The organism is Mucilaginibacter pedocola (assembly GCF_002013915.1).
Taxonomy (GTDB): Bacteria; Bacteroidota; Bacteroidia; order Sphingobacteriales; family Sphingobacteriaceae; genus Mucilaginibacter; species Mucilaginibacter pedocola.
This window is the reverse complement of sequence record NZ_MBTF01000006.1, coordinates 70,803-83,967: the sequence shown is the minus strand read 5'-3', so window position 1 is coordinate 83,967 and position 13,165 is coordinate 70,803. Positions and strand designations below refer to the sequence as shown.

At 46.4% G+C, this 13,165-nt stretch carries 13 protein-coding genes; 4 read left to right on the top strand and 9 right to left on the bottom strand.

Translation table 11 applies throughout. The features are described 5' to 3' along the window. Positions 1–3: 3 nt before the first annotated feature. The 3 genes from nusA to BC343_RS09360 all read right to left on the bottom strand — a co-directional run bounded on the left by nusA (position 4) and on the right by BC343_RS09360 (position 2,231). Entirely contained in the window at positions 4–1,239 is a 1,236-nt protein-coding gene (gene nusA / locus BC343_RS09370; protein ID WP_078347520.1) for a transcription termination factor NusA, read from the bottom strand. Between the two features lie 4 nt (positions 1,240–1,243). Then, positions 1,244–1,708 carry a ribosome assembly cofactor RimP gene (gene rimP, locus BC343_RS09365; protein ID WP_078347519.1) on the bottom strand — a complete coding sequence of 155 codons (465 nt, stop codon included), beginning with the start codon at positions 1,706–1,708 and terminating at the stop codon, positions 1,244–1,246. Positions 1,709–1,811: 103 nt separating this feature from the next. Further along, entirely contained in the window at positions 1,812–2,231 is a 420-nt protein-coding gene (locus tag BC343_RS09360) for an Ig-like domain-containing protein (RefSeq protein ID WP_078347518.1), read from the bottom strand. A gap of 82 nt (positions 2,232–2,313) precedes the next feature. Here BC343_RS09360 and BC343_RS09355 point away from each other — a divergent pair, with 82 nt between their 5' ends. The 3 genes from BC343_RS09355 (at position 2,314) to BC343_RS09345 (ending at position 4,875) form a co-directional block, all read left to right on the top strand. After that, complete coding sequence (locus BC343_RS09355) at positions 2,314–2,922, top strand: murein L,D-transpeptidase catalytic domain-containing protein (protein WP_078347517.1); 609 nt, start codon at positions 2,314–2,316, stop codon at positions 2,920–2,922. Between the two features lie 19 nt (positions 2,923–2,941). Continuing rightward, positions 2,942–3,838, top strand: coding sequence for a LysR substrate-binding domain-containing protein (locus BC343_RS09350; protein ID WP_078347516.1), 897 nt, complete (start codon positions 2,942–2,944; stop codon positions 3,836–3,838). A 71-nt stretch (positions 3,839–3,909) separates the two neighbouring features. Further along, on the top strand, positions 3,910–4,875 hold the full coding sequence (locus tag BC343_RS09345; protein ID WP_078347515.1) for a YeiH family protein: 966 nt from the start codon (positions 3,910–3,912) through the stop codon (positions 4,873–4,875). Between the two features lie 33 nt (positions 4,876–4,908). On the opposite strand, the gene BC343_RS09340 is transcribed toward BC343_RS09345, so the two are convergent. The 4 genes from BC343_RS09340 to BC343_RS09325 all read right to left on the bottom strand — a co-directional run bounded on the left by BC343_RS09340 (position 4,909) and on the right by BC343_RS09325 (position 10,656). Then, on the bottom strand, positions 4,909–6,525 hold the full coding sequence (locus BC343_RS09340; RefSeq protein ID WP_078347514.1) for an ATP-dependent DNA ligase: 1,617 nt from the start codon (positions 6,523–6,525) through the stop codon (positions 4,909–4,911). After that, positions 6,522–7,637: a ligase-associated DNA damage response exonuclease gene (locus BC343_RS09335; RefSeq protein WP_078347513.1), complete on the bottom strand. Its 1,116-nt coding sequence runs from the start codon at positions 7,635–7,637 to the stop codon at positions 6,522–6,524. The genes BC343_RS09340 and BC343_RS09335 overlap by 4 nt, the downstream gene beginning before the upstream one ends. 251 nt (positions 7,638–7,888) lie before the next feature. Further along, positions 7,889–10,021 carry a carboxy terminal-processing peptidase gene (locus BC343_RS09330; RefSeq protein WP_143822124.1) on the bottom strand — a complete coding sequence of 711 codons (2,133 nt, stop codon included), beginning with the start codon at positions 10,019–10,021 and terminating at the stop codon, positions 7,889–7,891. A gap of 200 nt (positions 10,022–10,221) precedes the next feature. Continuing rightward, positions 10,222–10,656, bottom strand: coding sequence for a hypothetical protein (locus BC343_RS09325; RefSeq protein WP_078347511.1), 435 nt, complete (start codon positions 10,654–10,656; stop codon positions 10,222–10,224). Positions 10,657–11,049: 393 nt separating this feature from the next. On the opposite strand from BC343_RS09325, the gene BC343_RS09320 reads away from it, so the two are divergent. Next, the gene (locus BC343_RS09320) at positions 11,050–11,583 is read left to right on the top strand and encodes a lipocalin family protein (RefSeq protein WP_078347510.1); all 534 of its coding nucleotides are present in this window, start codon (positions 11,050–11,052) and stop codon (positions 11,581–11,583) included. 99 nt (positions 11,584–11,682) lie between these two features. Here the strand turns inward: BC343_RS09320 and BC343_RS09315 are convergent, their stop codons facing one another. Beyond that, positions 11,683–12,378 carry a hypothetical protein gene (locus BC343_RS09315; protein ID WP_078347509.1) on the bottom strand — a complete coding sequence of 232 codons (696 nt, stop codon included), beginning with the start codon at positions 12,376–12,378 and terminating at the stop codon, positions 11,683–11,685. Between the two features lie 79 nt (positions 12,379–12,457). Further along, entirely contained in the window at positions 12,458–13,039 is a 582-nt protein-coding gene (locus BC343_RS09310) for a Crp/Fnr family transcriptional regulator (RefSeq protein ID WP_078347508.1), read from the bottom strand. Positions 13,040–13,165 lie beyond the last annotated feature (126 nt).

The following is a 13,165-nucleotide window of genomic DNA, read 5'->3' as shown; positions in this document are numbered from 1 at the left end:
TGTTTATTCGAACTCAGCTTGCAGAATTGATAGTACTTCTTTCACAGTTTCTTCTTCCAAATCGGTACGTTTTACCAATTCGCCAACAGAAAGCGCTAAAACAGATTTGGCAGTATCTAAGCCAATACGCTTAAATTCGTCCAAAATCCAGCTATCAATTTCATCTGAGAACTCTTCGATGTCCACATCCTCATCGTGCTCGTCAGCCTCGCGGTAAACATCAATTTCGTAACCTGTCAATTTACCTGCCAATTTTATATTGTGCCCGCCGCGGCCAATTGCCAACGATACCTGGTCGGGTTTTAAGTAAACTGCTGCCGTTTTTTTCTCATCATCCAGTTTAATGGAAGTGATCTTGGCCGGCGACAATGCACGCTGTATATACAATTGGATGTTGTTGGTATAATTGATCACGTCGATGTTCTCGTTCTTCAACTCGCGAACGATACCATGTATACGCGACCCTTTCATACCTACGCAGGCACCCACCGGATCGATACGATCATCGTAACTTTCTACCGCAACTTTTGCGCGCTCGCCCGGTTCGCGAACGATTTTCTTAATGGTAATTAAACCATCAAATATCTCCGGAACCTCTAACTCGAACAGGCGCTGTAAAAACTCAGGCGCAGTACGCGATATGATGATCTTAGGGTTGCTGTTCAGCATATCCACCTTGCTGATGATGGCTTTTACGTTATCGCCTTTTTTGAAGTAGTCGGCAGGTATCTGCTCGGTCTTAGGCAATAAAAGCTCGTTACCTTCATCGTCCAGAACCAAAGTTTCTTTTTTCCAAACCTGGTAAACTTCGCCGGTAACTATCTCGCCAACGCGGTCTTTATATTTCTTAAATATTTCGTCTTTCTCCAGTTCTAATATCTTCGAAACCAAGGTTTGGCGGGCAGCTAAAATAGCGCGGCGGCCAAAGCTTTCTAAAGTGATCAGCTCTACGTAATCGTCGCCCACTTCCAGGTCGGTATCGTAAAGGTGAGCTTCTGCCAATTCTATCTCCAGGTCATCATCCTCGCTAAAGCCATCTTCCATTACCTTACGTGTGCGCCATATCTCTAAGTCACCATTATCGGTGTTCACAATTACGTCGCAATTTTCATCGGTACCATATTTTTTCCTGATCATGCTCCTGAAAACGTCTTCCAGTACGCTCATCATGGTTGGGCGGTCGATGTTCTTGAAATCTTTAAATTCCTGAAAAGAATCAATTAAATTAATATTGCTCATTTTCTTACTTGAATGATATTAAAACTTTTGTTTCTGTTATATTTTCGGTTGGGATGGTGCTTTCCACTATCTCTGCCTTTTTTCCTTTTTGTTTGATGGTTTCTTCAATGGTTATGGTGCCTTCGCCAATGCTTAGTAATGTACCTTCGCGCTTAGCGCCATCATCCATTTTTATGCCCAACGTACGGCCAATGTTTTTGGTATACTGCCTTGGCAAAGTAAGCGGTGTATCAATACCCGGCGATGATACCTCCAAGTTGTAGGCCTGCTCTATTACGTTCTCTTCCTCCAGATGGAAACCCACATGACGGCTAATAGCGGCACAATCGGCAATGCCGATGCCGTTATCACCATCAACCAGTACGATCAGCTTGCCATTGCTGTGCATTTTCACATCAACCAGGAACAGGTTGGGCATGTCGGCAATTTTCTCCTCAACCAGTTCTGCTACTCTTTTCTCGATATTCACTACCTGCGCTGAAAAATTTGAATGATAAAATAAAAGAGGGGACAAATGCCCCCTCTTTTGAAATTCGAATGCAAATATAAGAAAAATATTTTATTACAAGTGCTTATTGCTTAAAAATCAAATCGGTAAAATGTTGTTGGCCCGGGCGCTGCCGCCCTTTTAGATAGTCGGATGCCTTCTTACCCTCATCGAAATGATACCAACGCACAAAGTAGGTTTGCCCTGCGGCGAAAGGGGTATCAGGCGTAAAAACCACCGTACTATCGGCCACCACATATTTGCCGGGCTGCACGGGTTGGTAGCTTTTTAGTTCGGTATCGGCAGGCATGCGGTAAACGGGCACCAGGGTTTGCCAGCCTTCGCCAACCGAATCGCGGCTTATTTCGCCAACGATGCCTGCATCCACGCCTTCAAATTGGAGTGACTTTTTGTTGGGAGCGAGGGAAATACTGATAGTATTGGGTTGGGGTTTGGGGGTACAGGCAACAAAAAGCAAAAGCGGCAAAACAAATAATTTTCTCATGATATAATTACGGTACTTAACCTGCGTTGTACAAACTTAACCACGATCTGCGCTACATTCGCATTTATTTTTCAACCACTTAATGAAACCTAAACCAATAATATTATTAGCGCTAGCGCTGTTATGTTTTTGCAGCATTGCCATAGCCGAAACCCCGCATATCAACCTCGCCCGAACTAAAGAAAAAGCCAAACAAGCGCTTGCCTTTGCTAAAAAGCGCGGTTATAACACCCGCTATTGTATTTTAATAGATATGAGCCTACCCAGCGGAGTCAAACGTTTTATGGTATGGGACCAGAAAGGCGGCAAAATACAAACATCGGGACTGGTAAGCCATGGTTGCGGCCGAAGCCCATGGGCCGGTGAGTGGAGCAAGGATACACCCGCCTTTAGCAATGCCGACGGCAGCCATTGCACCGCGCTGGGCAAATATCGTGTAGACGGGCGTGGCTACAGCGCCTGGGGCATCAACGTAAAATACTTTTTAACCGGCCTGGAGAGTACCAACAGCAATGCCTACGCCCGGCAGATCGTATTCCACTCTTGGGAGAAAGTCAGCGAAACCGAAGTATACCCCAACGGTACGCCCGAGGGTTGGGGCTGCCCCGCAGTATCAAACCAAACCATGCGCACGGTTGATGCCCTGCTGAAAAAGCAAAAGAAAAAAATGTTGATGTGGGTGTATAATTAATACGCGGTATATTAGCCCCATGGCAGATTTCAGGCTCGAAGTTTTTTATACCGTTGCAAAACGGCTGAGCTTTACCAAAGCTGCCGCCGAACTATTTATTACCCAACCGGCCGTTACCAAACACATACGCGAACTGGAGGAGGAATACAAAGCCAAATTGTTCGACCGCACGGGCAACCGCATTAGCCTTACAGCACCGGGTAATTTACTGCTGGCCTACGCCGAAAAAGTTTTTGAACTGAACCGCAATGTAGCCTTCGAGATAAATGCCCTCAACAACCATCACACCGGTATATTAAGGATAGGCGCCAGCACCACGGTTGCGCAATACATTATAGCCCCTATACTTGCTAAATTTAAAACCCGTTTCGCGGATGCGCAGCTAAACCTCATCACCGGGAATACTGAACAAATAGAGAATGCCCTGCTTGCCCATGATGTGGACGTAGCCATTATTGAAGGGCATACCCGCAAAAGCGGAATAAGCTACCACGAGTTTTTGAAAGACGAACTGGTGCTAACCTGCAGCAGCAAACACCCGCTTGCCCGCCAAAACAGCCTGAAACTTGAACAACTACCATCGCTAAAAATGGTGCTGCGCGAACATGGTTCGGGCAGCCTGGATGTTATTGCCCATGCACTGAAGAATGCCGGAATAAGTATGGCAGAACTTGATGTGGAAATAAGATTGGGTAATACCGAAAGCATAAAAGCCTACCTGCAGCATTCGCCCTGCATGGCTTTTTTATCTGTTTATGCTATTGCTGATGAAGTTGCAAGTGGTAAACTTAAAGTAATTGATGTAGCCGGGTTAACTATAGAACGAAACCTGTACCTGATACACCCGCAAGGCAAAACAGGCGGGCTTGCCGAGCTTTTTCAGCGCTTTGCCCTATCAAACCATAACTTAAAGTAATGGGAAATCACTTTTAACGATTTGATTACCGGGGGTAGCGACTCCACTTTTGTGCCATTAACACAAAAGAAATGGATACGATTACCGCACACCCCGATACTGTTTTTATACCCCCTGCAAATACCCGAAAGGTAATTTACGCAGTTGTAGCCCTTGCTTGCCTGCTGCCGGTAGTAACGCCACCTATTGCACTGTTTGCAGGAATAGTACTTGCACAATTTGCAGAGAACCCCGAGCCGGAGCTCACGCACAAAGCCACCAATTGGCTTTTAAAGGCTGCTGTTGTAGGGCTTGGCTTCGGGATGAATATATACAGCACCGCCCAGGCTGGCCGGGAGGGTTTAATATTTACCGTAGCATCCATAACAGGCGTATTGTTAGTTGGCTTACTGGCGGGGAAGTTATTTAAAACCGATAAGAAAACCTCGCTGCTCATCACCATCGGCACGGCAATTTGCGGGGGTAGTGCCATAGCCGCCGTTTCGCCTGTAATTGCTGCCGATAAAAGACAGGTGTCGGTAGCGTTGGGTACAGTGTTTGTTTTAAACGCGGCAGCCTTATTCATTTTTCCGGCTGTAGGGCAGGCGTTGCACCTTTCGCAGGCAAAGTTTGGCTTATGGTGCGCCATTGCCATACACGATACCAGCTCGGTAGTAGGCGCAGCCGCCAAATATGGCGAACAAGCTTTGCAGGTAGCCACCGCCGTAAAACTTGCCCGCGCGCTTTGGATAATACCCGTAGCTTTCGGCGCTGCATTATTATATGGCGGAGGGAACAAGCGGGTTAAACTCCCCTGGTTCATAGCGCTATTTGTGCTGGCTATGCTGGTGAATACTTTTTTACCCTTTGTGAAACCCTTAGTGCCTTATTTAACAGCGGCATCAAAAGCGGGGCTTACTCTGACGCTATTCCTCATCGGTACCAGCCTATCGTTTAAGGCGGTAAAACAGGTGGGCATTAAACCACTCTTGCAAGGTACCATGCTTTGGTTGTTGGTTTCGGGGGTATCGTTATGGGCTATTGTAAATTTTGCTTAACCAGCCGGCGGATTTTTTCCAATCGCCGTTGCTCTACTCATTCAACAAAGCTTTTAAACTTTCTATGGTATCTGCTTCTTCTTTGGGCTTATCGTGCCGCCAGCGCAATATACGCGGAAAACGTAAGGCAATACCCGATTTGTGGCGGTTCGATTTATTTATTCCCTCAAACCCTATCTCAAAAACCAACTCCGGCTTCACCGTACGCACCGGACCAAACTTCTCCAGGGTATTGCGCTTTACAAAATAATCCACCTTGTTTATCTCGGCATCGGTAAGCCCGCTGTAGGCTTTGGCAAAAGGCACCAGTTTATCGCCGTCCCAAACGGCGAAGGTGTAGTCGGTATATAGGTCGGCGCGGCGGCCGTGGCCTTTTTGGGCATACACCATTACCGCGTCTACAGATAAGGGGTCTATCTTCCATTTCCACCAATCGCCGCGTTTACGCCCTACCTGGTAGGTGGCGCTTTTGCGTTTCAGCATAATGCCTTCAGCTATCATGGCGCGCGACTGCTCCCGGATTGTTTCCAATTCTTCCCAACTCCCGAAATTTATTAATGCCGATATACGGAACACTTCCGAGAAAGGCGTTGCCTGCTGCAATTGCTCCAATATCACCCGCCTATCCGATTGTGTTTTATGGCGTATATCCTCGCCCGCGTATTCCAAACAATCGTAAGCAATAAGCGCCACGGGGCTATCTGCTAATATTTTTTTACTAAGGTTTTTGCGGCCGATGCGGGTTTGCAGCACACTGAACGACATGGGCAAACCATCCTGAAAACTCAATATCTCGCCATCCAATACAGTACCATCGGGCAGTGCTTCCAAAAAGGGGTGCAGTTCGGGGAACTTCTCGGTCGCCAAGTCCTCGCCGCGGCTCCAAATGAATATTTGCCCATCGCGTTTGATGAGCTGCGCACGTATGCCATCCCATTTCCATTCGGCCTGCCAGTCTGCCGCGTTGCCCAATGCATCGCCCACCTCCTGTGCCGATTTGCGTTTTTCGGAAGTTTCCTGTATAGGATAAGCTAAAAAGAAGGGGTAAGGGCGCGATATATCATCCGATGCGGTTTGCTCCTGCACCAGTTGTTCGTAGGTGTAATCTTCGGGCATCCAGCTGCCCATTATGCGGTGGGTAAGGGCGGGCGCTTCAATACCGGTTATATCGGCCAAAGCTTTTATCACCAAACTTTGCGATACCCCTATCCTGAAACTACCGGTAAGCAGTTTATTGAATACAAATCGCTCCTGGCTATCCAGCATGGCCCATGATGATAATAGCCAATCCTTTTTCTCTTCTTCGGTTTTGTCGGCAAGGGCGTTTATTTCCGCTATCCATTCGGTAAGGGTTTTACTGCTGCTGTTTTGGCTCTCGGGCATTAGCAGGCTCATGGTTTCGGCCAGGTCGCCTACCACATGGTAGCTTTCTTCGAACAGCCATGCCGGTATATTGGATGCTTCCATGGCCCAGGTGCGTACCAGTGTGGAATTAATCTGCCGTTTGGGCCGCCTGCCGGTAAACAAGGCCAGCATATGCATCTTATCCGTATCCGGCACTTTAGTAAAGTACTCTTTTAAAACCTTTACCTTTTCGTTGGTCTTGTTGGTTTCATCTAAGGAGAGGAATAGTTGGGCGAAGGCTTTCATTCGGCGTCCTCCGTTTTTTCTTCAGCAAAGGATATTACTTCTGCTACATCCTCTGTTTCGGCAGGGGCTTCATCTGCTTTTATTTTCTCCCGCTCATCGGCGGTTGGTTCGGGCGAGGCATCTTCTTCTTCGCCACCGTACAGCGTATGAACCTCTTTAGCATTAAAGCCAATTTCATTAAGGTAGCGGGTGAACGATGCGGTGTAACCATGCGTGAGGTAAACACATTCGCAATCGGTAGCATCAATGGCGCTCACCAAGCCGTTCCAATCAGCATGGTCCGACATTACGAAGCCCCTATCCGCAGCCCGCCGACGCTTGGCTCCGCGTATGGCCATCCAGCCGCTGCAATAGCCAAAGCTGTATGGCGCAAATTTGCGCATCCATGGCGTACCTACTGATGATGGCGGTGCTAATATGATGCCTTTGCGCATTTCTTCTTTTGATGACTCAAAGGTTATGCGTTCCGTTGGATTTAATATTACGCCATTCCGGCGGAGGGCTTCGTTGGTATTTTCTATCACACCATGGGTATATACCTTTCCGTTACCCAGGTCGAGGTTTTGCAGGATTCGCTGCGCCTTACCCAACGAATAACCCACAATAATGGTAGCCACGCCGTTTTGCAGATTGCCGCGCCACCAGTTGTTCACATCTGCAAATATCTGGCTTTGCGGTTTCCATGTGTAAACGGGCATCCCGAAGGTACATTCCGAAATAAAATGGTGGCATTTTACCGGTTCGAATGGCGTAGATATGCCATCATCCTCAGTTTTATAATCACCACTTACTACCCATACCTGCCCTTTGTATTCCACCCGTATCTGCGCTGAGCCGATCACATGCCCTGCCGGATACATGGAAATATCTACGCCGTGTTTGGTAACCGTTTCGCCGTATTCGATGGTGCGCAGGTTGATATCGCCCAGGCGGTACAACATTACCTCGCGAGACAAGTGGTGCGCCAAATAATTTTTATGCCCAAAGTAGGCATGGTCGGCATGGGCATGGGTTATCACTGCATCGTCTACCGGTTTCCAGGGGTCGATGTAAAATCGGCCCTGCGGGCAGTATATGCCGCGGTCGGTAAATTCGAGGAGTGGTTTCGCCATAAGGGAATAACCGTTATTGTGGCGATTGGTTTGGTGGTTAGATTTTTACCGCAAAGGGCGCAGAGGAAAAACGCAAAGAGCGCAAAGGTTTTTTAATATAGAGACGCAAAATGTTGCGTCTCCCGCAGGACGGGCAACAACGCAAAGCATATTGGATTTGCAAACGGGAGACGCAATATCTTGCGTCTCTACAAAAATAAAAACGCTCAACCGGTTTTCGGATGAGCGTTCAAAATCAATATGGTATTACCTTATTTTATAATGGTTGACACCTTATTATCAAGTGTAATATAATCCGTCAGTATCTGGCCTGCTTCGCGCTTCAGGAAGTCGAGGTCTTCGTTTTTAGGTTTGGCCTGGCCTTTGGTTAAGGCTGGTAAACCTAATGCTATACGACGCAGGTTGGTGTTATCGAATGCTTTCTTTTCGTCGGCATCGCGTTGTTGTTTTAATTGCGCTTCGTTCAGCGTTACGCTTTTTTCGGCATCGCGTTTCTTCATTTCGGCAATGTCTTCCATCAGGTATTTGAAGCTGTCGCTGCTGCTCATGCGTTGGTCGTGCAGCTTTTTCAACTGTGGTAATACGGTGGTGAAGTCGCCAATTTTGGTATATTCTGTTTTCGGGATAACATCGTAAGGCATAGCCGATGGCTCGGTATCCTCACCATATTTATCCATAGGGATAACCGACGGGAACTCCAGATCGGGCAGTACGCCTTTATGCTGGGTAGAACCGCCGCTGATGCGGTAGAACTTGCCTATGGTAAGATTCAGCTGCCCAAATTTGTTTTGGCTGCCGGTAGCAACAGAAGTGCTTTTACCCATCAGTTTCGCAAGGCGCTCTTTGATCGACGGGTTTATCACCTCATCTAAATCGATAATGCGTTGTACCGAACCTTTACCATAAGTTTGGGTACCTATGATTAAGCCTCGGCCATAATCCTGAATAGCACCCGAGAAAATTTCCGATGCTGATGCGCTAAAGCGGTCAACCAATACAGCCAGCGGGCCACCGTAGGCAATTGCCGGATCGTCGTCTTTTTCAACCTCTATAGAATTACGCGGGTCGCGCACCTGTACTACGGGACCGGTTTTAATGAACAGGCCGGTAAGTTCGGTAGCTTCCATTAATGAGCCGCCGCCGTTTTGGCGGAGGTCTAATACCACGCCGTCAACGCCTTCTTTTTTCAGCGTATCTAATATCAGCCTCACATCGCGTGTGGTGCTTTTATAGTTAGGGTTGCCCGATTTATAATCGTTAAAATCGAGGTAGAAGGCAGGCACATTGATAATGCCTATCTTAACGTTTTTACCGTTGTAGTTATAGTTGCGTATCTCTTTCTTGGCCGAAATATCTTTCAGGATAATTTTCTCGCGCACCAATTCCAGTACGCGTGGTTTACCGTTGGCAGTACCTTTTGGCAATATTTGCAAGCGCACGGTAGTACCTTTTGTACCGCGGATAAGTGCTATAGCGTTCTCTATCCTCCAGCCTACAACATCCTGAAACTCGCCTGTTTTGCCTTGTGCAACGCCAACTATGCGTTCGTCAACGGCTAACTGCTTGCTTTTGTCGGCAGGGCCGCCCGGAACGATAGAGGTTACGGTAACATATTCGTTTTGCGATTGCAGCGTAGCACCTATACCCTCAAGCGAGCGCGAAATATCGATATTGAAAGCCGCCGCAGCCGATGGTATAAAGTAATTGGTATGCGGATCGATAGCCCCGGTAAAGGCATCCATAAATACCTGGAACACGTCCTGGTTGTTCAACTTGTTCGATTGCGACAGCAGGTTGCTGTAACGCTTTTTCAATGTCTCTTTATTGGCATCGGTTTCTTTACCGGCAAGCTTCAGGTTCAGCAGGTCGTACTTTACGCGTTTGGCCCAAAGCTCATGCAGTTCATTATCTGATGCCGCGTAAGGCGCGCCCTCGCGGTCGTAAGTAAATGTATCGTTCTTGTTAAAATCAACCGATTTGCCTAACTGCGCCAATGAGAAATTCACATACTCGGTGTACCTTTTTTGGAACACGTTGAAGATATAGAATACGTGGCTTAGGTCGCCGTTTTTAATATCGTTGTCCAATACGGTTTTGTATTGCTCAAATTCCTTTACATCACCGGCGGTAAAGTAGTTATGGTTCTCGTCTATCTTCTTCAGGTATTCGGTATAAATAATTGCCGAAATAGAATCGTTAAGGGGTACCTTTTTATAGTTGTAGCTACCCACCATACCAGCCACGGTTTTCATCACCACGCTCTGCTGCTCATCGGGCTGCAGATCGTTAGGGCCCGCCTTTTTCATCGGCGTTGGTTTAGATGGGGATGCATTGCAGGCCAGCGCAGCGGCTAACACCAGCATTAAATAAAGTTTTTTCGACATATCTTTTACAGTCTTTAGATCGGGATGAAGGTGCAACATCAATACTTGTGCCTGTTTTAACTCTGCTAATAAAAAAAGAGACAGCCGCTAAGCCATCCCGCTAATATATTGAATAATCAATATTACAATAATGTTTGGGTTGTTTTAATTATACGACCCGCATTTTACGTAAATGTTACATAAACGCGGCAAGCAGACGATTATTTTATTTTCACAGGCAATTCGGCTGCATCTGCATAGCGCAGTTCAGACTTTGGCAGCCAAATTTTATTAGTTCTAACGTAGTATATCTTAGCGTCTACATCCACAACATCTGTTTTTCGCCCCATAGCAACAGCAATGCTACGCGCTTCAGAAAGGTCTTGTTGTGCTTGCCCAATATCACCCAGGTCGGCCTTTATCAGGCCCAGGGCAGATAGGTTTTTAAAAGTGTGCCACTGGTCGCCCTGCCGCCTTGATAGCAGGAGGCTTTGCAGGTAATACCACTTAGCTTCCGAGAGGCGGTTCTCCATTACATAAAGTTCGGCAAGGGCACTGAAATTATAGCTGGCCTCGTAATATTGGTGGAAACGCATATGGTGCTGTGCCGCTTTCATAACCGCTTTTTCGCGCTCCAGCAATAGGTAAGCGCTCATGGGCAGAGCATTACTAAATTGCAGATTTTTGGGCTTGCCATGGCGTGGAAGTATGATTAAACCCTTGGGAGACGAAATTGCCTGAAGGCGCTCACGCTTCTTAAAATCTAAGCGCCACCACTGCGCATTGGCGGTGAGGTTGAGTGCACACAGAAGAACTAAAAAAAGATATCTCATTTAAGATTTTTTTCGCCCGGATATAGTAAAATTAACTGGTACGTAAAGATACCACAAAAAGTAGCATTTCCAAATGGGTTAATTAATCCGATACTACTGTTAAAATTGGGCGTTGCTTTTAAACGAAGGCCGGGAGGTTTTGGTATAATGCGTTAAAATTAAAATAGTTGCTTTATTTTCTTCAAACAAAAAATAAGCGTAAGCCTTTTATAGTGAATGAAAAAAGAAAAACTGCTTATTGCTGCGGCCGCGGGTGTAGGCGTTGCGGCTGTTGCTTATAAATTATTAACCAGGCGCGATATTCCCGAATGGGCAACGCCTGTTGAGAATTTCGACATTAACCGCTACCTGGGCAAATGGTATGAGCTGGCCCGGTTTGAAAGCCGCATAGAAAAGGATTTGAAGCACGTTACAGAAGATTATTCAATAGATGCCTACGGTAATATAAGAGTGGTTACTACAGGCTACAATTACAAAAAGCATAAAACCATACGTGCAACCGGCAAAATGAAATTTGTTGGTGCAGAGGATGTGGCCATGCTGAAGGTATCATACTTCGGGCCGTTTTATGCCAATTATAATGTGATAGATATAGACCCCGAATACCGCCATGCGTTGGTATGCACCAACAACCTCGAATACCTGTGGGTACTCTCGCGCGAAACCACCTTGCCCGATGAAATAAAAGCGCAATTTATAAACCGTGCTATAGGGATAGGTTTTGATGTGGATATGTTGGAGTGGGTTTAGGTGCCAAGTAAAAGCCAAAGCCCCCTAACCCCCTGAAGGGGGAACTCATAGCTTCCAAAGCATGATATTGTTGTTTTAAGATAGGTCCGTTCGCCGCGCTTAAATTTGAGTTTGTGGTGCAGCCCTTTTAGTCATTAATCGTCTAATGGCTACCAAATGTGAGAACAATACTACGGGCACTAAAAAGCCGGGCAGCCAAACAAAAGGGAAATAAAACAGCGCAATATTTGGTTGCTCGAACCCGAATTGTTGAAATGGTAGCGGGGTTGAAAGTACTGCTGTTGTTACTATGTTGGCCAGTACAAGCAGGCAGATGATATTCCATGCCAACAATACTTTTCTGCCAAACACTGGTTTTACAAAACCAAAGTAATAAACTATAGGTGCGGTAATGCCGCATAGGATATCGAAGTTGCGGCCTTCAAAAGTCATTACCTGCGGCACGGCTTTGTGCACAAATAGCCAGTAAAGCGTAAGCTCTACCGGTATGCGGGTGATGTGAAGCAGCGTAAGCGTTCTGATATCCAGCCTGTCGATATAGCTTCTCCCGCTTTGGGTGAGGAAGCGCGTTGCAATAAATACCATGGGCGGCAATAACACCAGCCCGAACCTTGGCGGTGTAGTGCTCTCGTTGAGGTAAAAACCGCTGAGTCCTAATGCGGCCTGTATGGCCAGCCAGGTGAGTGTGAGGATAATAACCGGTTTTGAAAATGCCGTTGCCTTATAAAACAGCACGAGGGTGAGTATAGTTGTGGCGATAAATATTACCGGCACATAAAGTGGTAAAGTTTCCATTTTGCTTAATTTTTATAAAGCAAATGTGGGGTATAAAAAACGCCGGCATCTTGCCAATTGGCAAGAAATATACCGCTTGTTATTTTTTTGAAAACTCCTTACGGATGCGGCTAAGCGAGGTATCGGTAACGCCTAAATAGGAGGCGATGTGTTTTAACGCGGCATGCTGAAATATTTCAGGATTTGTTTTTAATAAGGTAGCATAGCGCTCCTCGGCAGTTTCGGTTATCATGCTCAGCGCACGGTTTTTAAACTCAGCAAAACCTTTCACCAATACGGAGCGGCCGAACTCGCGGAATTGTGGCAGCGAATGGAAAAGCCCGTTCAACTCGGCAAAGGTGATGTACCAACCTGCACAATCGGTGAGTGCTACAATATTTTCTTTAGAGCGCGTGCGGTTGAAGAATGATGATACCTCAAAAACCATCTGCCCCGGCGAAAATAAATTGGTAGTTACCTCGGCACCCTCGGTATCATGCGCAAAGGCGCGCATAAAACCTTGTTCCAAAAACAAATACTCATCACACACTTTACCCTCCACGAGTTGTGGCTGATTTTTGATGATGGTTTTATGTTGAAACTTTTCTGCAATTTCTACAGCAATGGCATGCGATGCAATGCCGCCGGTTTGCAGGAATTGGATAAGCAAATCTTTGTTCATTTACCGGCAAGATAGTTATTGTTTTATTAGCATAATAAACAGTTCTATTCAAGGAGTACCATTTACTGCCACCTCTCTTGTAAGCAAAATTTTACCTTTCAATTAAACGTTTGCTTTAAACATAGT